Below are 25,044 nucleotides of genomic sequence, written 5' to 3' on the forward strand. Positions count from 1 at the left end.
AAAAAAGATAAAATAGAATCAATATTTTCTTAATTATTTAGTATAGTTGGGAATGTTTTCTAAAAATATATAGCATTCGTTTTTAGTGTCCATTTTACAGAAAAAATGATGTAATCCGTTACTAACAATCAAATAATTTGCTTGTAATTTTAAATTATAACGCGCTATTTGGTCAAAAGAACCTTGTGTAATTTTTACAGATGGAGCTTTACATTCAACAATTATTTCAGGAAGTCCTTTGGTGTTAAAAACTAAAATATCAGTTCTTTTGGTTAAGCCATTGATAGTCAGTTTTTTTTCAACAGCAATTAAAGAAATGGGATAGCTTTTATCTTTTATTAAATAATGAATAAGATGTTGACGCACCCATTCTTCGGGTGTTAAAACCATATATTTTTTTCGAATGATATCAAAAATAGCATAGTTATTTTCGTTACTTTTGATTTTCAATGGATATGTAGGCAAATTCAATGGCTGCATTCAGCAAAAATGCTAAATTTTTTTATGAAATGAGTGATGTTGCTAAAATAGTTTCAGATATAAAAAGCGGAAATATTAAACCTATTTATTTTTTAATGGGTGAGGAGCCTTATTATATTGATAAAATTTCAGAATTTATCGAAAATAATATTTTATCGGAAGAAGAAAAAGGATTCAATCAAATGGTATTGTATGGAAGAGATGTAACTATTGAAGATGTTGTAGACAATGCCAAACGATTTCCAATGATGGCTGAAAAGCAAGTTATTATTGTTAAAGAAGCGCAGGATTTATCTAGAACTATTGATAATTTAAATGTGTATGCTTTAAACCCACAACCTTCTACGGTATTGGTGCTTTGCTATAAATACAAAAAATTAGATAAGCGTAAAGCGGTGTATAAATCCATTAAAAAGAATGGTGAGATTTTTGAAAGTCCGAAATTATACGACAATCAGGTACCCGAGTGGATAAAAAGAGTGTTGGCTGGAAAAAACTATCAAATTGAACCCAAAGCTAGTTTAATGTTGGTAGAGTTTTTAGGAACTAATTTAAGTAAAATTAGTAATGAATTGGATAAGTTGTTAGTGGTACTCCCTGCCGGTTCAACTATTACAGCAAAAGACATAGAAGATAATATTGGGATTAGTAAAGACTATAATAATTTTGAATTGCGAAAAGCAGTTGGAGAGCGTAATGTGTTAAAAGTCAATCAAATTATCAATTATTTTGGGCAAAATCAGAAAGCAAATCCTATGATTATGACCATTTCATTGTTGAATAGTTTTTTCACACAATTGCTTATTTTTCATAGTTTACAAGATAAATCAAAGAATAGTGCAGCAAGAGCCTTAAAAGTGAATCCGTATTTTATTGGCGATTATGTAACCGCAGCTAAAAATTACCCAATGCGTAAAGTTTCACAGGTGATAGGGTTACTTCGTGAAGCAGATTTAAAAACAAAAGGGCTAGGAGCAAATGCACTTCCTGCAAAGGATATTTTAAAAGAGTTGTTATTTAAAATTATTCATTAATAAATTTACCGTCATCTTGAGCGCAGTCGAAAGATCTTTTTCTTTTGAAATTCAATAATATAAAGCAAAGATGCTGAAACAAGTTCAGCATAACGCGAACAAGAGTTTTTTTAATCTAAAATATACGTCACCCTGAATTTGATTCAGTGTCTCATCCATTTAAACTAAAGTGTGTATAAAAAAAATGTCATTCCTGTGAAAACATGAATCTACAGTAGGTTAGAGAAGTAAACCATCAATTGTTTTGATGCTTACCTGAGCAGGTATCACAATTGATCCTATATAAAATATGATCTTTTAATAAGCAATAAGTAGTTGGATACAGGTTCCTTCAATGTGGAAATTTAAACCTATAAACCTTCAAGCCTATTTATCCACAATAATCTTTTCAGTCCTATTCGCTAATTCCCAAGCAGTATAAAAAACCAATTGTGTTCTTTTTGCTAAAACGTCATAATTAATTTTGTCGGGTGTATCTGAAGGTCTGTGATAATCTTGATGTGTGCCGTTAAAATAGAAAATAATAGGAATGTTATTTTTCGCAAAATTATAATGGTCAGATCTGTAATAATAACGATTTGGATCGTTATCATCGTTATAGGTATAATCTAATAACAAATTAGTAAACTTTTTATTGATGTTTTCTGAGATTTCATGAAGTTCAGAGCTCAACTTATCGCTACCAATCAAATACACAAAATCGGGTGTTTTTGTATGTGCATCATCAACTCTACCAATCATATCAATATTTAAATTGGCAACCGTATTTTTTAACGGGAAAATAGGGTGGTTTACGTAGTATTTAGAACCCAACAATCCTCTTTCTTCACCTGTAACGTGTAATAATAAAATAGAGCGCTTTGGACCAACACCATTGTTTTTTGCATTTTGAAATGCTTCTGCAATTTTTAGCAATGCAACAGTACCTGAACCATCATCATCTGCACCATTAAAAATATCTTCATCGGTACTTCCTAAATGATCAAAATGTGCAGAAAGCACTATAATTTCTTCAGGATGTTCAGCGCCTTCAATAAAGGCAACTACGTTTTCCGAAGGTTTTATGCCAGGTTTTAATGCTTCCGTAGGAATGTCTTGAAAATAATCTGTTCCTCCCAAAGGTGAAGCTATATGATGCTCAATATAAAAATTCTTTAAATAATCAGCTGCTTTTTTCTGACCAGGTTCTCCCGTAGCTCTTCCTTCAAATTCATCAGAAGCAACTTCATATAAATGGACTTTTAAGGCTTCCGAAGATATAACTTCAGCATATTTTTCCGCTAATTTACCAGTAATTATTTCGGCTTCAGTGTTGGTTAAAAGAGGATCACTATTTCCACAAAAAATAAGAGGTAAAGCAAGGATGATGTAAATAAGGTATTTCATTGTATAAAGCTTCTATTTACCAAATATATCAAAATATTTAAGAGTGATTTATAGTGAACTGCTTTAAAGTTTTGTTAAAGCTAATTAATTCTGAATCAAAAAGCAGATTTAAATCGTTGTTTGAAATTAATTCAGCAGTTGTGCCTGCAATAAATTTTGTGGGCGTCATTAACCAAAGAGCATCAGCTATTTGTAGGGCTAGATTTATTTCGTGGGTAGATACAATAATAGTTTTATTGAAATCTTTAGCCAACTTTTTTAACAATGTAAACGTATTAATGGTGTGGTGTAAATCTAAATGAGCTGTAGGTTCATCTAAAACAATGATAGGTGTATCTTGAGCCAGCGCACGCGCTATCAACACCTTTTGTAATTGTCCGTCACTTAACTCATGACACTTGGCATTCATTAAATGTTGTGTGTTTGTTTTTTCAAAGGAAGCCTGAATTATCTCTAAATCATTCGTTGTTAAATAACCAATCCAGTTTGTAAAAGGCTGTCTACCTAAAGCAACCAATTCATAAACGGTTAAACTGGTGTCTGGCAATCTTTCAGTAAGTACCAAACTTAATGTTTTGGCTAGGGAATGGTTGGTGAATGTTTCTAAATATGCATTGTCAATTAAAACATCACCCTCTAAGGCAGGTTGTACTTTAGTAATGGTTCTAAGTAAAGTAGATTTTCCAATTCCATTTTTTCCTAATAAACAAACAAGATTTCCTGATTCTAAATTAATATTTAGATTTGAAGCAATGGTATTTATGCCTTTTTTTGAGGAATATCCAATGCTTAAATTAGCTGTTTTTATGATAGGATTCGTTACTTGTTTCATTAGTAATATATTTTTCTTTTTCTAACCAATAACCAAATAATAATAGGTGCACCAAATAACGATGTAATTGCATTAATAGGTAGCGTATATTCACTGTTAGGCATTTGTGCTATACTATCACAAATTAACATAACTATAGCACCACAAATGGCTACTGCAGGTAATAATGTTTTGTGATTAGAGGTGTTAAATAGTAATTTAGTTAAATGTGGTACTGCCAAACCAACAAATGCAATAGGACCAGAAAATGCGGTAATAACACCTGTTAGCAAGCTAGTAGCAATTAATGTGATGTTTCTAGTTAATTTAACATTAACTCCCATGCTTTTTGCATAATTTTCGCCTAAAAGCATACTGTTTAATGGTTTTATTATGAAGGTTACCAAAGCAACACCTATAATAAATATGCTAAATAATGCCGTAATTTCTTTCCAACTTAAATTACCTAAACTTCCAAAACTCCAAAACATATATTGTTGTAGTTCACTAGCGCTACTAAAATAAGCCAATACACTAATTACAGATGAAGTAATACTGCCAAACATTAAACCTATAATTAATATAGACATGGTATTTCTAACTTTTATAGCAGCAAGCATTACAGCTAAAAGTACTATAAATGAACCTAAACTAGCAGCAATTGCAATTCCAAAGTTGGTAAAAGCATAACTGGTAATATTGGCACCTAAAAATGAAGCGCCTAAAATTAAGATAGCAACTCCTAAACTAGCTCCAGAACTAATACCTAAAACAAACGGACCTGCCAACGGGTTTCTAAATAACGTTTGCATTAACAAACCACTTATAGATAAGCCAGAACCTACAATAATGGCAGTAATTGCTTTAGGTAAGCGGTAATTTAAAATAATTGTTCGCCACGATTCTTTTTCAACTTCGCCATTAATCAATGATAAAAACAGCTGTTTTAGCGGAATGCTTACAGAACCTAAACTTATGTTTATAAGACAAATAATAAGCAATACAATTACTAATATTATAAAGGTATTTCTATATGATTTAATTGGATTTAACAAGTGTAATTTTTTAAGAATTCGACTAATTGTTGAATGGCTTTTCCTCTATGGCTTATGGCTCCTTTTTCAGTCATATCCATTTCAGCAAAAGAATTGTTATAACCTTCAGGCTTAAAAATAGGATCATAACCAAAACCACTATTACCCGTTTTTTTGGTTAAAATTTCACCTTTACAAACACCTTCAAATACAAACAGTTTGCTTTCAATATTTAAAGCTACTGCTGTTCTAAATTGTGCTTTTCTATGCGTATTGTTTTCAAGATTACCTAATAATTTGTCCATATTAGCATTTGCATTATTTTCAGCGCCAGCATAACGTGCAGAATATACTCCAGGTTCGTTATTTAAAGCTTCAACTTCCAAACCAGTATCATCGGCAAAACAATTTAAACCGTATTTTTCAGTAACATAGTTCGCTTTTAAAATGGCATTTCCTTCAAGTGTATTTGCCGTTTCAGGAATATCATCAAAACAATTAATATCGGCTAAACTAACAATTTCAAAGTTGGTAAGCATTGCTTGAACTTCTTTCAGCTTGTTTTTATTATTGGTGGCAAAAACCAGTTTTAATTTACTCATGGTGATAAGGTTCATTTTTTAAAATAGTAAATCCGCGGTACAATTGTTCCACTACAAATAAACGAATCATTTGATGAGAAAAAGTCATTTTAGACAAAGAAATTTTTCCTTGTGCTTTTTTGTAAACCGCTTCTGAAAATCCGTAAGGACCGCCAATTACAAACACCAATTGTTTAATTCCTGCATTCATTTTTTTTTGAAGGAATGATGAAAATTCTAGCGAACGAAACTCTTTTCCTTTTTCATCTAATAAAATTAACTGATCTGTAGCAGCTAATTTTTTTAAAATAAGTTCTCCTTCTTTTTCTTTTTGCCGAACTTCGCTTAGATTTTTTACATTTTTTATATCGGGAATCACTTCTAATTGAAAGTTGATATAATGTTTCAACCTATTTTGATAGGTTTCAATAAGCGTTTGTAAATTTTTATCATCGGTTTTCCCAATGGCCAATAACTTAATTTTCATCTTGCAAATATAAAAAGAAATTAAGATGATTTTTTTGAAAATAAAAAAGTTATTTTTGTAGTTAAATGCGCGTACAATATGATAAGTAAAGAACAATTTGAAAAAGAACTAGATTTAATAATTTCAAACGCAATTAGAGAAGATGTTGGTGACGGTGATCACAGTTCATTAGCTTGTATTCCTAAAGATGCAAAGGGAAAAGCTAAATTATTAGTGAAAGATACTGGTATTATTGCTGGAGTTGAAATGGCAAAAAGAGTGTTTCATTATGTAGATCCTTCGTTAAAAATTGAAACCATTATAAATGATGGAGAGCACGTAAAATATGGCGATGTTGTTTTTTATGTTGAAGGAAGCTCACAAGCTATTTTAAAATCGGAACGTTTGGTGTTAAATATTATGCAACGTATGAGCGCCATTGCAACTAAAACAAATGAATTTATGCATTTGTTAGATGGCACTAAAACAAAAGTGTTAGATACCCGTAAAACCACTCCCGGAATTAGAGCTATTGAGAAATGGGCAGTACTTATTGGTGGTGGTGAAAATCACCGATTTGCATTGTATGATATGATTATGTTAAAAGACAATCATATTGATTTTTCAGGTGGTGTTACAAAAGCAATTGAAAAAACAAAACAGTATTTAAAAGACAATAACTTAGATTTAAAAATTATTGTTGAAGGTAGAAGCTTGGATGAAATTAAAGAAATATTGGCTTGTGGAGGCATTCATAGAATTTTAATTGATAATTTTAATTATGAAGATACACAAAAGGCTGTTGAATTAATTGGAGACCAATGTCAGTCTGAATCTTCGGGAGGAATTAATTTGCAAACCGCTAGAAAATATGCTGAATGTGGGGTGGATTATATCTCATCGGGTGCTTTAACACATTCGGTTTACAATATGGATTTAAGTTTAAAAGCTGTAAAATAATTAGAATGGATGCATATTTTGACGATGTAACATTTAAAGGTGTTGATTTTACTAAGAAAGATATTGTAAAAGGTGAATATGATAATTGTACTTTTTTAAATTGTAATTTCTCAGGTATTCATGCGTCAAATATTGGTTTTGTTGAATGTGAATTTATCAATTGTAATTTTAGCAATGCGGATATTGGTAATACAGCGTTTAAAACGGCTAGTTTTATTGAATGTAAAATGTTAGGGCTCAAGTTTAACAAATGTGATCCTTTTTTATTAGCCTTAAATTTTAAAGATTGTCAGTTAAATGTATCTTCATTTTATCAGTTAAACGTTCCAAATATCAGTTTTGTAAACTGTAACTTGCAAGAAGTTGATTTTACAGAAGCCAATATTTCAAATGGAGTTTTTGATAATTGCGATTTGAAAAATGCTATTTTTAATAGAACCAAATTAGAAAAATCGGATTTTAGTTCAGCTTTTAATTTTGACATAAATCCAACAGATAACTTTGTTAAAAAGGCACTATTTTCAAAAGAGAATATAATAGGTTTACTAAAATCGTTTGATATTCGTTTAGATTCATAACTAATAATGACAAAAATTGTAGAAGACAAATTAGCTAACATTCCTTTGATCAATTCATTGGTAGTTCTCGGGAAAAAAATAAAAATTCCGGGCTTACAAGGTTTGTCGTTATACGATATTTTAGAAATGTACATTATTGGAATAGTTAGAGGCGCTTTAACTTCAAGAGCAGGAGGTATTGCTTTTAGTTTTTTTATGGCATTATTTCCTTTTTTGTTATTTATATTAACGCTTATTCCTTTTGTTCCTATAGAAGGTTTTCAAGCAGATTTTATAAAAGCATTAGAAACGTTATTACCACCAAATACAGGTGATGTGGTAAAGGATGTAATCTCAGATATTGCTAATAATAGATACGGAGGGCTACTTTCCTTTGGTTTTATTGCATCTATTTTTTTAATGACCAATGGTGTAAATGCCGTTTTAGGGGCGTTTGAATATTCGTATCATATTAAAGAAATGCGAAATGTAATAAAGCAATATTTAGTGTCTATGGGAATGGCTTTAATGTTGTCGGCCATACTGCTAAGCTCCATTGCCATAAATGTTTATTTTGCCATAGGAATTCACGATTTAACTGAAAAAGGATGGTTGCAAAACGAAGGATTTTGGGTTAAAATAGGTAGTGCAGTATTCTTTTTAGTCCTTATTTTAGTATCCGTTTCGTTCTTATATAAATACGGAACAAAAAAATCAAAAGATTTCACCTATTTACCGGGCGCCATATTAACCACTTTATTAACCATAGTAATGTTTAGGCTATTTGCTATTTATGTAGTAAAATTCTCAACATATAATGAGTTGTATGGTTCTATTGGTACGTTACTGGTATTAATGTTATTTGTTTGGTTGAATTCTATTATTTTATTGCTTGGGTTTGAATTAAATGCAAGTATTAACCGTTTGAAAAAATTACATACTAAATAGATTATGAAAGTTATAGCTATGATACCAGCTCGTTATGAAGCGAGTCGTTTTCCAGGGAAATTAATGAAAGATTTAGCCGGAAAAACAGTGATTTTAAGAACTTATGAAGCTGCTAAAAATGCAGGTTTATTTTCAGAAGTGTATGTGGTTACCGACAGTGAAATTATTTTTAATGAAATTACTTCTAACGGCGGTAAAGCAATTATGAGTAAAAAGGAACACGAATCTGGAAGCGATCGTATTGCTGAGGCTGTAGAAAATTTGGAGGTAGATATTGTAGTAAATGTGCAAGGAGATGAACCTTTTATTCAAAAAGATGCTTTATTTAACTTGTTAGAAGTTTTTAAAACTGATGTTGAAAAAGAAATAGCAATTGCTTCCTTAAAAATTAAAATGAATGTTGAAGATGAAATTAACAATCCAAACAATGTAAAAGTTGTTACAGATGAACAAAACTTCGCAATGTATTTTTCACGTTCACCAATTCCTTATCCAAGAGAAAAATCTACAGCAGAATATTTCAAGCATATTGGTATTTATGCTTTCAGAAAAGAGGCTTTATTGAAATTCACCCAATTACCAATGAATGCTTTGGAAGCCACCGAAAAATTAGAAAATTTACGTTTTTTAGCCAACGGATTAAAAGTGAAAATGGTTGAAACAAACGAAATAGCTATTGGAATAGATACTCCTGAAGACTTAGAAAAAGCCAATGCAATTTTTAAAAACAATCATTAATAGGATTCGTAATTTTAGTTTTACTTCAAACAATTTAACATTAACATAAAATGAGTTATTCAAAAGAACCAAAAGACTTTATAAAGTCGTTACAAATTATTCACACCGTTTTACTAGTTGGTGTTTTAGGGTTTTCAGCGTATGTGGCCTTAACCGTTAAAGAAGAATTATTTTTTTCTTACCAAGAAGGAAAGGCATTTTTATATTTAGCCATTATCATAGCGTTTTTAGGAAATTTATCAAGTAAGTTTTTATATGCAAAACTAATCAAGCAAATCTCAGCAAAGTTAGATTTATCCCAAAAAGTAGTAAAATATAGCACAGCACATATTTTTAGAATTGCTATGCTAGAATTCCCTGCATTAATGTGTGCAATTTTTGTACTGTACTCAAATAATAGTTTTTATTTTATTTTGGTAGGTATATTGTCTTTTATGATGTTAGCATTGTTTCCAACAAAAACAACCTTCGAAAAAGATATTCCATTATCAACAAAGGAAAAATCAATGCTTGAAAAGCTTTAATTAGTATATTTAATTTCAGATATTTGCAAACTAATTTTTTAAAATGGCACAAAAACCAAGCATACCAAAAGGAACTCGTGATTTTTCACCTACTGAAGTTGCAAAACGCAACTATATATTTTCAACCATAAGACAAGTTTTTGAAACGTTTGGATTTCAGCCTATTGAAACCCCTTCGTTTGAAAATTACGGAACGTTAATGGGAAAATATGGAGAAGAAGGAGATCGCTTGATTTTTAAAATTTTAAACTCAGGTGATTATTTAAAGAAAGTAGATGAAAATCTATTGGCAAATAAAGAAAGTAATAAAATAACACCAAAAATTTCAGAAAAGGCATTGCGTTACGATTTAACCGTTCCCTTTGCACGTTATGTGGTACAACATCAAAACGAAATAGAGTTTCCTTTTAAAAGATATCAAATGCAACCAGTTTGGCGTGCTGATAGACCACAAAAAGGACGTTTTAGAGAGTTTTATCAATGTGATGCTGATGTAGTTGGAAGTAAAGGTCTTTGGCAAGAAATAGAGTTTGTACAGTTGTACGATGAAGTTTTTAGTAAGTTAAAATTAAGGGGTACGACTATCAAATTGAACAACCGTAAAATTTTAGCAGGAATTGCAGAAATTATTGGGGCAAAAGATAAATTAATAGATTTTACAGTTGCTTTAGATAAGTTAGATAAAATTGGTGCTGAAGGCGTTACAAATGAAATGATTTCAAAAGGGATTTCTGAAGCTGCGATTGAAAAAGTACAACCGTTGTTTAGTTTTAATGGAAGCAATCAGGAAAAATTAGATCAGTTACAAGCGCTATTGGCCGAATCAGAAGAAGGTTTACAGGGTGTTAAAGAATTGCGTTTTGTAGTAGATCATATTGAAGTGTTAGGATTGCAATCTGCCAAGTTAGCGTTGGATGTAACTTTGGCACGTGGTTTAAATTATTACACAGGAGCTATTTATGAGGTTTCAGCACCTGAAGGTGTTAGCATGGGATCTATTGGTGGTGGTGGAAGATATGATGATTTAACAGGAATCTTCGGTTTGAAGGATGTAAGTGGAGTAGGTATTTCATTTGGATTAGATCGAATTTATTTAGTGTTAGAAGAATTGAATTTATTTGATGCTGTTGAGTTACCAAAACCCAACGTTTTGTTTATTAATTTTGGTGATGCAGAAGCTGCTTTTTGTATGAAAGCATTAGCTCAATTGCGTAAAGCAGGTATAAAATCAGAGTTGTATCCAGAGAGTGCTAAAATGAAAAAACAACTAAATTATGCAAACAGAAGAGAAATTCCATTTGTTGTTTTAGTGGGTGCTGATGAGGTTAAAAATAATAATTATACATTAAAAAATATGCAAACTGGTGAACAGCAAGCGTGTAGTTTGGAAGAATTACTTAAAATCACCACAAAACTTTAAAACAAAGTTGTAAATTTGCAAGCTAATTATATAGAGAATGTTTGAAGGGAAAAATATAATGATAGATAAAATAGATGAAATGGGAGAAGATCACGTTGGGTCTTCTGCTAAAACACCACTAAGAGCCGATGCTTTTGATATTTCTAATGAAGAAAAAAGAAAGCGTATTGAAGCTAGTGTTAGAGATATTTTGGATACGTTAGGAATGGATTTGGATGATGACAGTATCAAAGGAACACCACGAAGAGTTGCAAAAGCGTATGTAAATGAAATTTTTGGAGGTTTAGATCCTGCAAATAAGCCAAAATTATCAACGTTCGACAATAATTATAAATATGGTGAAATGTTGGTAGAAAAAAACATTACGGTTTACTCTACTTGTGAACATCATTTATTGCCAATTATTGGTAGAGCGCATGTTGCTTATATTTCAAACGGAAATGTTATAGGATTGTCTAAAATGAATCGTATTGTAGATTATTATGCAAAACGACCTCAGGTACAAGAGCGTTTAACAATGCAAGTGGTACAAGCTTTGCAAGAAGCTATGGGAACTGAGAATGTTGCTTGTGTAATTGACGCTAAGCATTTATGTGTAAACTCTAGGGGCGTTAAAGATATTGCCAGTAGCACAGTTACTGCTGAATTTGGCGGTAAATTTAAGGACCCAGCAGTTAAAAAAGAATTTATGGATTATATTAATTTAGATACTATTTTTGAATAGTATTCTAAATATGATTCATAAAGAAAAGCTGTATAAAAAGTATTAAAACGCATCATTTTGAATTGGTTACACTGATTCTAAAATAGTATAGAGCCTTTATTTCGACTCCGCTCAATAACCAGTTATTGCGCGGAGTTTAAATATAAGTTAGCAAATAATTGAGCTTTTAGATAGTCTTTATTTATTACCTACACATTAATAAATACCATAGATCTTAAAGTTTACAATCTGGAGCTATTAATTAATTTTCACTTTCGTAAAAAAAAGATAGTATTTGCTATTAATTAAAAATCTATATTTACAATCTAACTAAATTCAAAAACTACTTTAAATGAAACCATTTATTCGCTTCTTCGCATTTTTAATGTTATTTTCTTACGGATTAAATGCTCAAAACAATTCAAAAAAAATTCAAATTCATAAGGTTTGGGCAAAAACAATGGATGGCTCTATGGTTAAAGGTGTATTATACTCAGCGGATGAACAGTCTATTAAAATTTCTAAAAACAATTCATTCAGCGATTCCAATTTAATAGTTATTAATGATGAAAAAATAGATGTTATAAAAATTAGACGGAAAGGGAAAATTGGAAAGGGAGCATGGATTGGTGCTGCTTCTGGAGCTGGATTTGGAGTAGCATTAGGTCTTGCTGCAAATAACGATGAATGGGAGGGAGTAGTTTCAACCGTAACGGGTCTTTTCTTTGGAATTGTTGGGACTGGAGTTGGTGCAGGTGTTGCTGCTATCAAAAAAAAGATTCAAATAAATGGAAATTCGGAGGTATACATTAGTAATTTGCCTTTCTTGCAATCTGTTTCGTTAGTTCCTTAAAAGTGATTTTAAAAGACACTAAAGTGAAAGTCTTTTTTTAAACCGTTGTTTAAAGTGTTGCAAAGTAATTTAATTACAATAATTATCCATTACACCATTATAATGTAATAAGTGTACAGATATTGTAATCTATTAATTTAACATTCTTTTTATAGTGAATTTCATTGTAGATCTGTTGGAACGTTATTTTTAAAATTTTTATTTTGGTTATTATAGAAACTGTTTTTTAAAGAGTCCATTTCTTTAAATGTTCTTTCAATTCTTTTTTGATGAAATTTAAAATTCTGCTGGAAAAAGTCATCAGTATAAAAGTCCTTTATTTTAAAAGGAGTGTCACTGAAGAAATCACTCATAAATATACTGTCTAAGGATTTATACTGATTGTTAAATTCAAACATAAATTTATCAAAGATTAATTTTTCTTGAATGGAATCCTTATGAATATTAGAATAAAAATAAGAATAGGTTGAGTCAATGCTAATTAAATTTCCGTCTTTATCGTATTTTTTTTTAACTTTTATATCTATTTTGGGTTGAATCGTATCCAAATTTTTTACTTGTTCATCTTGCTTAACTTGACTATTACAACTTATAAGTATGAAGGAGAATAATAATGTATTTAATATTAATTTTATCATTGTATTAAGATTTTATTAGATTTTTTCCTGTAATTATAAACTACCAAAGAACTTGCTTTCCTTCATAGTTAAGAATCTAAATAGTTGAAAATTCATTCGTGACATTATGAGCTATTTTAGTGAAATAATAGTTAAAAGAACGCATAATTTATTACCTGTAAAATGACCTCCATCAGTTTGATTAGATGATAGTTGTCAACTAGCTATTTGATCTCAAAGAAAGGAGTAAATCTAAATTATTGGGGTGCTAATAAATTAAAAGGGTAGGTAGGAATATTTCTAAATATCCAAAAAGCAATAATTACCAAAAGCAAAGCAATTGGCGTTTTTGGATGGTATATATAATTGTAATATGTTTTGTTAAGAAATCGATTCAATCCTAAAATAACAATATGATAGGTAAAGATAACAAAGCCCAAAACATATAACAGATTCTGTTGTACTACACCTAAAAAATTAAGATTTAATAATTGATGTGTGGCACGTTGACTTCCACAGCCCGGACAATACAATCCAGTTGTAAAATACAAAGGACATTTTGGTAAAAAGTCAACTTCATTTGGATTGATGTTTAGGTATAGAAGAACAATTCCGAGTAGAAGTAAAAAGATAGCAACATGTTTAAAAGTCATTAAACTCACCACTTTGGTATGCAAAAAAGAAAATCGCTCCATAAATTAATAAAAACAATATACCTGCTACAAGTCCTGTAATAAAACCCCATTTAGTCCATTTTTTTGCTTCTTTTGAGGCTTGTAAAGCACCTTCATAATCACCAACAGCATATTTTGAATTTACTTGACTAGAAAACACAATACCTACAATTCCGAAGGGTTGACAGCAAAAAATAGTTATTAAAATAGCTTCTACAAGGTAGTTTTTTGGTTGAGGTTGTTCCATAGAATTTTAAAATATAAGATAAATGTTATTTTGAAATACTAAATTACAAAATATTAAAGAGCTGTTGCAATACTTTTAAAAATAAAATGAATTTCGCCTGCAATTTGTTTATTGGTTTCTAAATACTTTTCTGAAGCGTATAAAGTATTGTCAAAGGTTTTAGGATCATTAAACGGTAAATGAAAACGTTGAATGGCTTCTGAAATAAAAGGACAATGTTCATCGGCATTTGAACAGGTGGTAATCGCAATAAAAGGAACTGCATTGAATTCATCGTTGTATAATTTTGAAAATGCCAAAATTGGTTTTTGGCAATTTTCATATTCAATAGAATATACAGGGTTGTGATGTGAAAATTCAGAAAGTTTAAAAACAAAGCCTGTTTGTTGTAATGTTTTTACCGTGTTTCTATAAAAGGAGGTAACCGAAGTTCCGCCAGAAAAACTTTTAACAGTGCTTAATTCAAAGTAATTGGCAGCATAACTACTCCAAACATTTGATAATTGGCTTCTTCGGCTATTATGTGTACAAATATAATTAAGGTTTACGGGCTTGTTTTGTTTCAATTGAGAAACAATAAAATGGGCAATTTTTGTTAATAATTGCTTCCTGTTTTCATCAATTTCAAGTTCTTTTAAAGCTGTTAAAAAAAAATGTTCGGTATTTATGGAGATATTTCGGGTCATGAGTTTAACTTTGTGCAAGTTTAAAAAATTAACGATACCTATATATTTCTAAAAAATTAATATAAAGTTAAGAAATGAGTTTTAAAATTGGTGATAAAGTTGCTGTAATTGATGATGCGATTAGTGGTAAAGTAATTGCAGTACATCCAACTAAAATAGTGATTGAAACTACGGATGGTTTTCCTTTTGAATTTATGCCGAAAGAATTGGTTGTTATTAAACAAAGTCAATCAGAACTTTCAAAATATAGTGATATTTCAAACGAATCGTTATTACTTCAAAAGGAAGATTTTACTTCAAAGAAAAAGAAAACAACTAAATTTAAAACCGATTTAAAGCCTGAGAAACAGCCTCCAATGGAAGTTGATTTACATATTCATAATTTAACAGCCTCAGTAAAAGGACTGGATAATTATGATATGTTAACCATTCAAATGGAACATGCCAAGCATAAGTTAGAATTTGCCATTAGGAACAGAATACCTAGAGTGGTTTTTATTCACGGTGTAGGTGCAGGTGTTTTAAAAAGTGAATTGCAGTTTTTATTTAAAAACTATCACGTTGAGTATTATGAAGCTTCGTATAAAAAATATGGCTTAGGTGCTACAGAAGTGTATGTATTTCAAAATCCTAAAAATTAATCAACATCAATTTCGTAATCCTCACCAAATTCAAAAGATTCAAAGAAAATTTGGTTACCATTGGTTTCTATAAATAATAAATCAGATAGTGTAATTACATAGTTGTAACCTGTAACTAGGTTATCATCATCTAAAATTTCTGATGTTGTAATGTTTATAGTTCCACTTTCAGCATTTAACTCTTTAACAACTATTGGCGTTGTTGGCGGAATTGCCTGACAAAAATAATTATTGTCTATTCCTTCATCAAAAATACGATACGCAACTTCACGCGTTGAACTTACTGAGAAAGATGCAGTGCCAACTTCAGTTCCTAATTCGCCATTAATTAATGTCATAACCATCGCTTCAGTATCTGAAGCACTTGTAATATATAATACTTGATGATCCCAACAACCATTTATAGTATCTTCAAATTCAAAATCGGGTACATTAAAATCACCATCGTTACAAGAAAACAATGTGAATGCAATAAAAAGAGTCAATAATTTTTTCATGATTTTAATATATATGCTACAAAAATAATTGTTTTAAGTAATTCTACACTAATAGATACCAACTATTTTAATTACTTTTGTTTTGATGAAAAAAATTTATTTAGACAACGCTGCTACAACGCCCATATTACCCGAAGTAATTGAAACAATTACCGAGGCTATGACTGCTAATTTCGGGAATCCTTCATCAACTCACCAATATGGTAGAAAGGCAAAATCGGCTGTGGAAACTGCTCGAAAAAACATTGCAAAATGTTTAAACGCTTCAGCCAACGAACTTATTTTTACAGCAGGTGGAAGTGAAGCAGACAATCTAATTTTAAGAAATGCAGTTACAAATTTAGGTATTACCACCATTATTTCATCAAAAATTGAACACCATGCCGTTTTACATACTATTGAGAACTTAGAAAAAGAATTCAAAATTAATGTAAAATGGGTCGATTTAACTAATGAAGGAACAGTTAATTACCAACATTTGACTTCGTTACTTGAAGATGATGACACCCAAAAATTGGTAAGTTTAATGTATATAAATAATGAAATTGGCAACAAGCTTAACATTCAAAAAGTAATTGAGTTATGTAGCGTTAACAATGCACTTTTTCATAGTGATGCCGTTCAAGCTGTTGGACATTTTAAGATAGATGTTCAAAAAACACCGATGGATTTTTTTGTAGCAAGTGCTCATAAATTTCACGGACCAAAGGGAGTTGGTTTTGCATATGTAAAAAAAGGTTTTGGAATTTTTCCAATGTTACACGGTGGTGAACAAGAAAAAGGAGCTAGAGCAGGGACTGAAAATGTACACAGTATTTTAGGAATGGAAAAAGCTTTGGAAATTGCTTGTGCTAAAATTGACGAAGAAACAACACATATTCAAGCAATAAAAAGTTATTTTATTGAAGCATTAAAAGCTAATTTTGAAGGAGTTAAATTCAATGGAGTTTCTGAGAGTGTTTCAGAAAGCAGTTATATCATTTTAAATGTGCGTTTTCCGAAAGATTATCCAATGTTATTATTCAATCTTGATTTAAAAGGGATAGCGGTTTCAGGTGGAAGTGCTTGCCAAAGTGGAAGTAATAAAGGATCACATGTATTAAATGAAATTTTAAACGAAGAAGAAGCAAAAAAAACTTCAGTACGTTTTTCATTTAGTAAGTTCATTTCAAAAAAGGATATTGACTATGTGATTGAAACCTTAAAAGGACTTATTAAGTAAACTTTGTTTTACCAATCTACGCGTATTTAAAAAACGTCATTCCCGTGAAAACGGGAATATTTTCCATAGGAATTCAGCACAATTCCCCTCTAGAGCTGTGTATTGAACGTAGCTGAAATGAGAGGTTAGCGGTGTGTAGTTTTTAATGGAAAACCAACCAAACTAATGTCATCCTCGCGTATGCGGGGATCTTTTCAATTGAAACTAAAAAACAAGTTTGATTTTTTTTAATGTTAGTAGCGAACCGCCAACTTCTAACAACAGTTTTAGTAAGCATTCCGCAGTTAGCAGTCACTAAACCCCAAAACCAACCTACCAAGCAACCTGTATATTGCTAGACAAAGTAGGCGTTTTGTCATTTCGAATGCTAATGAGAAATCACAAAAAATTAAGCGTTAGATATACTTGAAATAAATCTGTCATTCCCAAGCTTGTACTAAGCGTAGCCGAAGTGTTGATTGAGGATCTTTACCATAGGAATTCAAAAGATATTTCATTCTTTTTTTCATTGTTAAAAAAAGAAAGCGACTTTAGGAGATTCACGAATACTTCATAAAATAATAAATGGGTGAGCTAACCAAACAAATCTAGTCTGCTGAAAATCTCTTTAAAATACAATCCTTAAAAAAGACATGCGCTGAACTCGCTGTGCTCAAACAGCACCGCCTGTTTTCTCTTTCTTCGGAAGTATTTTCTACAGAAATATTCATAGGACGGTTTAAAACCAACAACCAAAAATCTGTCATTCCCAACCTTGTACTAAGCGTAGCTGAAATGTTGAGTGGTAATCTTTTCCTTAAACTATTTATAATCCGCGTTACTAACGCTACAATTCAACTTCAATTTATAAGCAGGCTGTCATTCCTGCGAAGGCAGAAATCCATAAGTTAGCTGTAAAACTCCAAACTCTAAATCAAATCACATTCACTTCAATTTCTAAAGATATAGTAAACGCATCTTTTACTTTTTGTTGAATTTTTTGAGCCAAGCTGTAAATTTCTTTACCAGTAGCATTGCCGTAATTAACCAATACCAATGCCTGATTTTCATGAATACCAGTATCACCAAAACGTTTTCCTTTAAATCCGCACTGTTCTATAAGCCAGCCAGCAGGTACTTTTATTTCATTCTCTGAAACAACATAATGTGGTGCGTTAGGATACTTTTTTTGTAATACTTCAAAAGTATTTTTAGTAATTACAGGGTTTTTAAAAAAACTGCCGCTATTACCAATTTTAGCAGGATCAGGTAATTTACGTTCTCTAATAGCAATTATAGTGTCAGAGATATCTTTTAAGGTCGGATTTTCAATAGCTTTCAATCCTTCTTTTATAGCGCCATAAGAAATATTAAAGTTGTGCTTATGTTTAGTCAGTTTAAAAGTAACAGATGTAATAATATACTTTCCTTTTAATTCATTTTTAAAAACCGAATTTCGATATCCAAAATTACATTCTTTGTTGTTAAACACACGCAACTTTCCCGTTTCAATTTCCAAAGCTTCTAATTGGTGAAACGTATCTTTGATTTCAACACCATAGGCCCCAATATTTTGAATAGGAGAGGTGCCCACATTTCCTGGGATTAAAGATAAGTTTTCTAAACCGCCATAGTTTTGAGAAATACACCAAATAACAAAATCATGCCAATTTTCGCCAGCTTCCGCAGTAACAAAAACGCTATCTTTCTCAGTTTCATTAACAATAATTCCTTTGAAGTCTAAATGTATTACTAAGTCTTCAATAGTTTTAGTTAACAGCATATTACTACCACCGCTTATTAAAAACAACTCTTTTTCAGTAGCAACTATTTTTTTTAATTCGAGTAAAGAATTAACGGTAACAAAACGTTTCGCTTGTACATCAATACCAAACGTATTATAAGGTTTTAAGGATATGTTTTCTTGAATTTTCAATTAGTTCTTGTATTTTGAAAGGGCAATTTTTAAAAGTTCTACAGATCGTTTTAAATCTTCTTTTTTTAATACATACGCAATTCGAACCTGATTTAATCCAAGTCCCGGTGTAGTGTAAAAACCAGCAGCAGGAGCTACCATAACTGTTTGATTGTTATCTGAAAAATCCTCTAACAGCCACTGCGAAAATTTTTCAGCATCATCCACAGGTAATTCTACCATACAGTAAAAAGCACCCATTGGTTTTGTAGCTTTTACGCCTTCAATCTTGTTTAATTCTTCAATTAATAAATTTCTTCGACTTTTGTATTCCACAATTACTTCATCAAAATAAGATGTTGGTGTATCTAAGGCTGCCTCACTAGCTATTTGTGCATAGGTTGGCGGACTTAAACGTGCTTGTGCAAATTTTTTAGCGGTTGTTAAAACGTCTTTATTTCTTGAAATTAGATACCCAATACGTGCGCCACACATACTATAACGTTTAGAAACAGAATCAATTAAAATACCGTGTTCTTCTAATCCAAAATCTCCTAAAATAGAATGGTGTTTTGCACCTTTATTATAAATAAACTCTCTATATACTTCATCTGCAATTAAAAAGATGTCATGTTTTTTAACTAGAGCAGCCAATTGTTGTATTTCTTCTTTTGAATAACAATAGCCTGTTGGATTGCCAGGGTTGCAAATTAATATTGCCTTGGTTTTTGATGTAATTAATGTTTCAAAATCTTCAATATCAGGTAGTGCAAAGTTATTTTCAATTTTAGAAGTAATTGGAATTATTTTTACACTTAATGATGACGAAAAACCATTATAATTTGCGTAAAATGGTTCAGGTATAATAATTTCATCTCCTGGATCTGTAATACTTCCAAGCGCAAATAATAAAGCTTCAGAACCCCCAGTAGTTATAATAATATCTTCAGCCTTTAGTTTTATATTGCTTTTAGCAAAATAATGATTTGCCAATTTTTCACGGTAACTTTCTGATCCGTCTGTATTGCTATATGCCAATACTTCAATCGTGTTATTTTTTACAGCTTCTAATGCACAACTAGGTGATTTAACATCGGGTTGACCAATGTTTAAATGAAAAACTTCAATGCCTTTGCTCTTTGCTTTTTCAGCAAATGGAACAAGTTTTCTTATGGGTGATTCGGGCATATTTTTACCCGTATTTGAAATTTTTGGCATATTTCTGAAATTTAATTAGAATTAATCACAAATTTGCGAAAATTTATTCAGATACCTTCAAGTTTTCAATGATTTGTTAAAGGTTAAAGTTTTCATAAAAGTTGCATAAATTGAGGATAAAATGTTAAATTAATAGTTTATACTTCAAAATTTTGAAAAACATATACACACATATCATTTTTATAGGTTTTATCTTTTTATTTTCTTTAGAGATAAACGCTCAAAGAGATTTTATGCTGCAAAATGGCATAGAAAAACAAACGATTTCATTTAAATTATTAAGCAATTTAATTGTATTTCCAATGCAGGTAAATGGGAAAGAATTAAATTTTATTTTAGATTCTGGGGTGGGTGCAACCATTCTTTTTAATTTAAATCCTAGTGACTCTTTGAATCTTCGGAATATTGAAAAAATAAAACTGCAAGGTTTGGGGCAAGAAGCACCTGTTGATGCTATTTTATCTAGAGGAAACGAATTAAGTTTAACCAATATAAAAAGTAATAATGAAAAACTATATGTTATTTTTAATGATGGTTTCGATTTATCTTCAAAATTAGGGACAACAATTCATGGAATTATTGGGTACGAACTTTTTAAGAGCTTTACCATTCGTATTAATTACAGTTCGCGTAGACTCACCTTCTACGATACTGCTTTTTACGAATATAAAATTTGTAAAAATTGTGAAGTTTTTCCACTAGAGTTTAATATGATGAAACCCTACATAAATGTAGCCGTTGTTTTAAAGGAAGCACCTACCAAAAAAGTACCTGTAAAATTATTGATAGATTCTGGAGGAAGCGATGCTATGTGGTTGTTTGAAAATTCGCATCCAGATATTGTACCGCCTTTAAATTATTTTGAAGACTATTTAGGTGAAGGTTTGAGTGGTGTTATTTATGGAAAAAGAACAATGATTGAAAGTTTACAAATTGGAAAGTTTTTATTGAAGAACCCAACAGTTTCATATCCAGATTCTTTGTCGGTAGCACACGCTTTAAGGTTTGAAGAACGAAACGGCAGTTTGGGAGCAAGCATCTTAAAACGATTTGTAGTAACATTTGATTATAAAAATAACCGATTATTATTGAAAAAAGGCGGCCACTTTAACGATGCTTTTAGGTACAATATGAGCGGTATTGAATTGGTGTATAATGGTAAGGTGTTGGTGAAAGAAAAAGAAGCCTATAATACTTTAGGGGCTTATGGAGAGAATCAGCAAGCATCAAATACTACAGTTAGCATCAATACCAATTATAAATATACCTTTAAACCAACCTATAAAATTTACAAAGTTAGTCCAGGTTCACCTGCAGCAATAGCCGGAATAAAAGATGGAGATGTTTTAATTAAAATAAATGGTAAATATACCTTCAATTTAAAATTAGAAGAAATTGTACACCAGTTTTATCAAAAAGAAAATACAAAAATTAATGTGGTTATTGAAAGGAATGGAATAGATTATCAATACAGTTTTAGATTGAAAAATCAGTTAAAATAAAAAGACTTTCCGTTAAGAAAGCCTTTTTTAAATATTATAAAAATCGATGTTTTACTTTGAAGAAACAGTTGATTTTGCTTTTTCTACTGGTGATTCAGGTTTTAAAACAATTCCTTTAATTCGTAATTTTTTAGTAGGTTCCGAAGCATTTGAATAAACAGTAATCATTTTTGAAAAACCGCCCTGTCTGTTCGTAGCGTATTTTACTTCAATTTCACCACTTGCTCCAGGCATAATAGGATCAGTTGGTTTCTTAGGCACCGTACACCCACAGCTAGATTGAATTCTACTAATTACTAAAGGTGATTTTCCCACATTTTTAAATTTAAAAACACGTAAACCATCAGCATTCAACTCAATTTTTCCATAATCAATTACATCTGTTTCAAACTCAAATACAGGCGCATTAGGGTCTATAACAGTTTCAGTTACTTGTTTTTCTTGTGCATTCATTGAGATTGTTAGTAATCCAACAAATAAAAGTGTCATTATTTTTCTCATCATTTTTAATTTTAAAATGTAAAGTTAGTTATTTTTTTATGCTTTCAAAATATTTTATGTTAATGCTTATAATTGTACATTTGCAAACTTAGTTTACAAATATTAGACCAAAAATGAGTTTAGCAACAAAATACAATCCACAAGACGTAGAAGACAAGTGGTATGATTACTGGATGAAGAATAATTATTTTCATTCAACACCTAATGAAAAAGAACCTTATACTATAGTAATTCCACCACCAAATGTAACTGGTGTTTTACATATGGGGCATATGTTAAATAATACCATTCAAGATGTATTGATTAGACGCGCCCGTTTAAAAGGTAAAAATGCTTGTTGGGTGCCAGGAACCGATCACGCTTCTATTGCTACTGAAGCAAAAGTGGTTGCTAAATTAAAAGAACAAGGAATTAATAAATCTGATTTAACTCGTGATGAATTTTTAAAACACGCATGGGATTGGACAGATGAGCATGGTGGAATTATTTTAGAACAACTTAAAAAATTGGGAGCTTCTTGCGATTGGGATCGTACGAAGTTCACCATGGATGCTGATTTAAGTGAAGCTGTTGCTAAAGTTTTTATTGATTTGTATAATAAAGGCTTAATTTACCGTGGGTATAGAATGGTCAATTGGGATCCTTCTGCAAAAACAACCTTGTCTGATGAAGAAGTTATTTTTGAAGAGAAACAAGGGAATCTATACTATTTAAATTATAAAATTGAAGGAAGTGATGAGTTGTTAACCATTGCAACTACACGTCCTGAAACAATATTAGGAGATACCGCTATTTGTATCAATCCAAATGATGAACGTTTTACGCATTTAAAAGGAAAGAAAGCTATTGTTCCTATTGTTGGTAGAGTCATTCCTATTATTGAAGACGAATATGTTGATATTGAATTTGGTACAGGTTGTCTAAAAGTTACACCTGCACACGATCAAAACGATAAAGTATTAGGTGAAAAACACAACCTTGAAGTAATTGATATTTTTAATGATGATGCTTCTTTAAATTCTTTTGGATTGCATTATGAAGGAAAAGATCGTTTTGTAGTTAGAAAAGAAATCACCAAAGAATTAGAAGAAATTGGTTGTTTAGTGAAAATTGAACAACATATGCATAAAGTAGGTACTTCTGAAAGAACAAAAGTAGTAATTGAACCTAAAATTTCTGCACAATGGTTTTTAAAAATGGAAACTATTGTAGAACCTGCTCTAAAAGCGGTGTTAGAAGATGAAGAAATTCACTTTTTTCCAAAGCATTACAATAGTACTTACAAACATTGGTTAGAAAATATCCGTGATTGGAATATTTCTCGTCAGTTATGGTGGGGACACCAAATTCCTGCTTATTTTTATGGAGATGGAGTAGAAGATTTTGTAATTGCGCAATCTATTGAAGAAGCATTGGAATTGGCAAAACAAAAAACCAACAACCAACAGTTGACCCTGAATGATATTACACAAGATCCTGATGCATTGGATACTTGGTTTTCTTCTTGGTTATGGCCAATATCAGTTTTCGACGGAATTAGAAATCCTGATAATGAAGAAATTGAATATTATTATCCAACCAACGATTTAGTTACAGGACCAGATATTATTTTCTTTTGGGTAGCTCGTATGATTTTTGCTGGATACGAATTTAGAAATGAAAAACCTTTTACCAATGTATATTTTACAGGAATTGTACGTGATGGTAAAGGACGAAAAATGTCAAAATCTTTAGGGAATTCACCTGATCCAATTGGATTGATTGAAAAATATGGTGCTGATGGGGTGCGTGTAGGAATGTTATTGTGTTCTGCTGCAGGAAATGATTTACTATTTGATGAAGATTTATGTGCTCAAGGACGTAATTTCTCGAATAAAATTTGGAACGCCTTCCGTTTGATTAAAGGATGGGAAGTTTCTGAAACTATTGAACAACCACAATCGGCTAAAATAGCCATTGAATGGTATCAAGCTAAGTTTCAACAAACATTGGTTGAACTAGAAAAATCATTCAATCAATACAGAGTAAGTGAAGCTTTAATGAGCATTTACAAATTAATTTGGGACGATTTTTCTTCTTGGTTCTTAGAAATGGTAAAACCAGCTTATCAACAACCAATTGATGCGGTAACCTTAAAAGCAGTGATTTCATTTTTAGAAGACAATTTAAAAGTGTTGCATCCATATATGCCATTTATTTCCGAAGAAATTTGGCAACATATTTCAGATAGAACTCCGGAAGAAGCCTTGATTATTGCTGAATATCCAAAAATGACGGAAGTAAATGAAAGTATCATTCAGAACTTTAAAGTAGCTTCAGAGGTAATCTCAGGAATTAGAAATATTAGAAAAGAAAAGAACATTGCCTTTAAAAATGAAATAGAGTTCTCAGTGTTAAATAACGACCAAATAAATACTGATTTTGATGCAGTAATTGAAAAACTAGGAAACTTGTCTGGTATTACTTATGTAGATGAGAAAGTTGATGGAGCGTTGAGTTTTAGAGTAAAATCGAATGAGTATTTTATTCCTATGGGTGATGCCATTGATGTGGAAGCTGAAAAAGCGAAGTTGCAAGAAGAATTAAAATACAATGAAGGTTTCTTAAAATCTGTTCAAAAGAAATTAAGCAACGAACGTTTTGTAAACAATGCACCAGCACAAGTAATTACAAACGAACGAAAAAAAGAAGCAGATGCCTTGGCAAAAATTGAAACGATAAAAGCGAGTTTAAACAGCTTGTAAAAAACGGTACATTAGCTAAGGATGGCGAATGTTGTAGACACTCCATCAATTAGTATATCACTGATTTGATTAGAATTCGAATCGGTTGACACTTTTACGGGATAGT

The 25,044-nt window shown here is 31.0% G+C and carries 27 protein-coding genes; 13 read left to right on the top strand and 14 right to left on the bottom strand.

Annotation, left to right across the window (positions count from 1 at the left end; translation table 11 throughout):
• Nucleotides 1-33 precede the first annotated feature (33 nt).
• Nucleotides 34-480, bottom strand: a complete 447-nt coding sequence (locus CHB67_RS11365; RefSeq protein WP_089381906.1) for a type I restriction enzyme HsdR N-terminal domain-containing protein — start codon at nucleotides 478-480, stop codon at nucleotides 34-36.
• A 29-nt stretch (nucleotides 481-509) separates the two neighbouring features.
• Here CHB67_RS11365 and holA point away from each other — a divergent pair, with 29 nt between their 5' ends.
• On the top strand, nucleotides 510-1,514 hold the full coding sequence (gene holA / locus CHB67_RS11370) for a DNA polymerase III subunit delta (RefSeq protein WP_089382009.1): 1,005 nt from the start codon (nucleotides 510-512) through the stop codon (nucleotides 1,512-1,514).
• A gap of 366 nt (nucleotides 1,515-1,880) precedes the next feature.
• On the opposite strand, the gene CHB67_RS11375 is transcribed toward holA, so the two are convergent.
• Genes CHB67_RS11375 through rlmH form a run of 5 tightly spaced genes read right to left on the bottom strand, consistent with a single transcriptional unit; the run spans nucleotide 1,881 to nucleotide 5,813 of the window.
• Nucleotides 1,881-2,900 carry a M28 family metallopeptidase gene (locus tag CHB67_RS11375; protein ID WP_089381907.1) on the bottom strand — a complete coding sequence of 340 codons (1,020 nt, stop codon included), beginning with the start codon at nucleotides 2,898-2,900 and terminating at the stop codon, nucleotides 1,881-1,883.
• 37 nt (nucleotides 2,901-2,937) lie between these two features.
• Nucleotides 2,938-3,732, bottom strand: coding sequence for an ABC transporter ATP-binding protein (locus tag CHB67_RS11380; protein ID WP_089381908.1), 795 nt, complete (start codon nucleotides 3,730-3,732; stop codon nucleotides 2,938-2,940).
• The gene (locus tag CHB67_RS11385) at nucleotides 3,732-4,766 is read right to left on the bottom strand and encodes a FecCD family ABC transporter permease (RefSeq protein ID WP_089381909.1); all 1,035 of its coding nucleotides are present in this window, start codon (nucleotides 4,764-4,766) and stop codon (nucleotides 3,732-3,734) included. Before CHB67_RS11385 ends, CHB67_RS11380 begins: the two co-directional genes overlap by 1 nt.
• Nucleotides 4,760-5,347 (bottom strand): non-canonical purine NTP diphosphatase, encoded by a 588-nt coding sequence (locus tag CHB67_RS11390; RefSeq protein ID WP_089381910.1) that lies wholly within the window; start codon nucleotides 5,345-5,347, stop codon nucleotides 4,760-4,762. Before CHB67_RS11390 ends, CHB67_RS11385 begins: the two co-directional genes overlap by 7 nt.
• Complete coding sequence (gene rlmH / locus CHB67_RS11395) at nucleotides 5,340-5,813, bottom strand: 23S rRNA (pseudouridine(1915)-N(3))-methyltransferase RlmH (RefSeq protein WP_089381911.1); 474 nt, start codon at nucleotides 5,811-5,813, stop codon at nucleotides 5,340-5,342. The genes CHB67_RS11390 and rlmH overlap by 8 nt, the downstream gene beginning before the upstream one ends.
• Before the next feature lie 78 nt (nucleotides 5,814-5,891).
• Here rlmH and nadC point away from each other — a divergent pair, with 78 nt between their 5' ends.
• From nadC to CHB67_RS11435, 8 genes are all read left to right on the top strand, one after another.
• Entirely contained in the window at nucleotides 5,892-6,752 is an 861-nt protein-coding gene (gene nadC, locus CHB67_RS11400) for a carboxylating nicotinate-nucleotide diphosphorylase (RefSeq protein WP_089381912.1), read from the top strand.
• 5 nt (nucleotides 6,753-6,757) lie between these two features.
• Nucleotides 6,758-7,330, top strand: a complete 573-nt coding sequence (locus CHB67_RS11405) for a pentapeptide repeat-containing protein (RefSeq protein ID WP_089381913.1) — start codon at nucleotides 6,758-6,760, stop codon at nucleotides 7,328-7,330.
• Between the two features lie 6 nt (nucleotides 7,331-7,336).
• The gene (locus tag CHB67_RS11410) at nucleotides 7,337-8,257 is read left to right on the top strand and encodes a YihY/virulence factor BrkB family protein (RefSeq protein ID WP_089381914.1); all 921 of its coding nucleotides are present in this window, start codon (nucleotides 7,337-7,339) and stop codon (nucleotides 8,255-8,257) included.
• 3 nt (nucleotides 8,258-8,260) lie between these two features.
• On the top strand, nucleotides 8,261-8,995 hold the full coding sequence (kdsB, locus tag CHB67_RS11415) for a 3-deoxy-manno-octulosonate cytidylyltransferase (protein WP_089381915.1): 735 nt from the start codon (nucleotides 8,261-8,263) through the stop codon (nucleotides 8,993-8,995).
• Nucleotides 8,996-9,045: 50 nt separating this feature from the next.
• Nucleotides 9,046-9,519, top strand: a complete 474-nt coding sequence (locus tag CHB67_RS11420) for a hypothetical protein (protein WP_089381916.1) — start codon at nucleotides 9,046-9,048, stop codon at nucleotides 9,517-9,519.
• Between the two features lie 43 nt (nucleotides 9,520-9,562).
• Entirely contained in the window at nucleotides 9,563-10,939 is a 1,377-nt protein-coding gene (gene hisS / locus CHB67_RS11425; RefSeq protein ID WP_089381917.1) for a histidine--tRNA ligase, read from the top strand.
• Between the two features lie 58 nt (nucleotides 10,940-10,997).
• Nucleotides 10,998-11,663, top strand: coding sequence for a GTP cyclohydrolase I FolE (gene folE, locus CHB67_RS11430; RefSeq protein WP_089382010.1), 666 nt, complete (start codon nucleotides 10,998-11,000; stop codon nucleotides 11,661-11,663).
• 331 nt (nucleotides 11,664-11,994) lie between these two features.
• A complete protein-coding gene (locus CHB67_RS11435) occupies nucleotides 11,995-12,495 on the top strand; it encodes a hypothetical protein (protein WP_141119708.1) in 501 nt (166 codons plus the stop codon).
• Between the two features lie 161 nt (nucleotides 12,496-12,656).
• Here CHB67_RS11435 and CHB67_RS11440 read toward each other — a convergent pair whose 3' ends face one another.
• The 4 genes from CHB67_RS11440 to CHB67_RS11455 all read right to left on the bottom strand — a co-directional run bounded on the left by CHB67_RS11440 (nucleotide 12,657) and on the right by CHB67_RS11455 (nucleotide 14,719).
• Nucleotides 12,657-13,133: a hypothetical protein gene (locus CHB67_RS11440; protein WP_089381919.1), complete on the bottom strand. Its 477-nt coding sequence runs from the start codon at nucleotides 13,131-13,133 to the stop codon at nucleotides 12,657-12,659.
• Between the two features lie 236 nt (nucleotides 13,134-13,369).
• Nucleotides 13,370-13,765 carry a DUF2752 domain-containing protein gene (locus CHB67_RS11445; protein ID WP_176461262.1) on the bottom strand — a complete coding sequence of 132 codons (396 nt, stop codon included), beginning with the start codon at nucleotides 13,763-13,765 and terminating at the stop codon, nucleotides 13,370-13,372.
• Nucleotides 13,755-14,033, bottom strand: coding sequence for a CD225/dispanin family protein (locus CHB67_RS11450; protein ID WP_089381921.1), 279 nt, complete (start codon nucleotides 14,031-14,033; stop codon nucleotides 13,755-13,757). The genes CHB67_RS11445 and CHB67_RS11450 overlap by 11 nt, the downstream gene beginning before the upstream one ends.
• 53 nt (nucleotides 14,034-14,086) lie before the next feature.
• Nucleotides 14,087-14,719 carry a low molecular weight phosphatase family protein gene (locus CHB67_RS11455; protein ID WP_089381922.1) on the bottom strand — a complete coding sequence of 211 codons (633 nt, stop codon included), beginning with the start codon at nucleotides 14,717-14,719 and terminating at the stop codon, nucleotides 14,087-14,089.
• A 74-nt stretch (nucleotides 14,720-14,793) separates the two neighbouring features.
• On the opposite strand from CHB67_RS11455, the gene CHB67_RS11460 reads away from it, so the two are divergent.
• A complete protein-coding gene (locus CHB67_RS11460; protein ID WP_089381923.1) occupies nucleotides 14,794-15,360 on the top strand; it encodes a Smr/MutS family protein in 567 nt (188 codons plus the stop codon).
• Here the strand turns inward: CHB67_RS11460 and CHB67_RS11465 are convergent.
• Nucleotides 15,357-15,857: a hypothetical protein gene (locus CHB67_RS11465; protein WP_089381924.1), complete on the bottom strand. Its 501-nt coding sequence runs from the start codon at nucleotides 15,855-15,857 to the stop codon at nucleotides 15,357-15,359. The two genes, CHB67_RS11460 and CHB67_RS11465, sit on opposite strands and share 4 nt — an antisense overlap.
• An 85-nt stretch (nucleotides 15,858-15,942) precedes the next feature.
• Here CHB67_RS11465 and CHB67_RS11470 point away from each other — a divergent pair, with 85 nt between their 5' ends.
• Nucleotides 15,943-17,079 carry a cysteine desulfurase family protein gene (locus CHB67_RS11470; protein ID WP_089381925.1) on the top strand — a complete coding sequence of 379 codons (1,137 nt, stop codon included), beginning with the start codon at nucleotides 15,943-15,945 and terminating at the stop codon, nucleotides 17,077-17,079.
• 913 nt (nucleotides 17,080-17,992) lie between these two features.
• Here CHB67_RS11470 and murB read toward each other — a convergent pair.
• A complete protein-coding gene (murB, locus tag CHB67_RS11475; RefSeq protein ID WP_089381926.1) occupies nucleotides 17,993-18,994 on the bottom strand; it encodes a UDP-N-acetylmuramate dehydrogenase in 1,002 nt (333 codons plus the stop codon).
• Complete coding sequence (locus CHB67_RS11480) at nucleotides 18,995-20,191, bottom strand: pyridoxal phosphate-dependent aminotransferase (RefSeq protein ID WP_089381927.1); 1,197 nt, start codon at nucleotides 20,189-20,191, stop codon at nucleotides 18,995-18,997.
• 152 nt (nucleotides 20,192-20,343) lie between these two features.
• Between CHB67_RS11480 and CHB67_RS11485 the strand changes: the two genes are divergently transcribed.
• On the top strand, nucleotides 20,344-21,693 hold the full coding sequence (locus CHB67_RS11485; RefSeq protein WP_141119709.1) for an aspartyl protease family protein: 1,350 nt from the start codon (nucleotides 20,344-20,346) through the stop codon (nucleotides 21,691-21,693).
• Between the two features lie 51 nt (nucleotides 21,694-21,744).
• On the opposite strand, the gene CHB67_RS11490 is transcribed toward CHB67_RS11485, so the two are convergent.
• Nucleotides 21,745-22,194 carry a DUF1573 domain-containing protein gene (locus CHB67_RS11490; RefSeq protein ID WP_089381929.1) on the bottom strand — a complete coding sequence of 150 codons (450 nt, stop codon included), beginning with the start codon at nucleotides 22,192-22,194 and terminating at the stop codon, nucleotides 21,745-21,747.
• Nucleotides 22,195-22,307: 113 nt separating this feature from the next.
• Here CHB67_RS11490 and CHB67_RS11495 point away from each other — a divergent pair, with 113 nt between their 5' ends.
• On the top strand, nucleotides 22,308-24,938 hold the full coding sequence (locus CHB67_RS11495) for a valine--tRNA ligase (protein WP_089381930.1): 2,631 nt from the start codon (nucleotides 22,308-22,310) through the stop codon (nucleotides 24,936-24,938).
• Nucleotides 24,939-25,044: the final 106 nt, after the last annotated feature.

Source organism: Lutibacter agarilyticus, from assembly GCF_900188235.1.
Classification (GTDB): domain Bacteria; phylum Bacteroidota; class Bacteroidia; order Flavobacteriales; family Flavobacteriaceae; genus Lutibacter; species Lutibacter agarilyticus.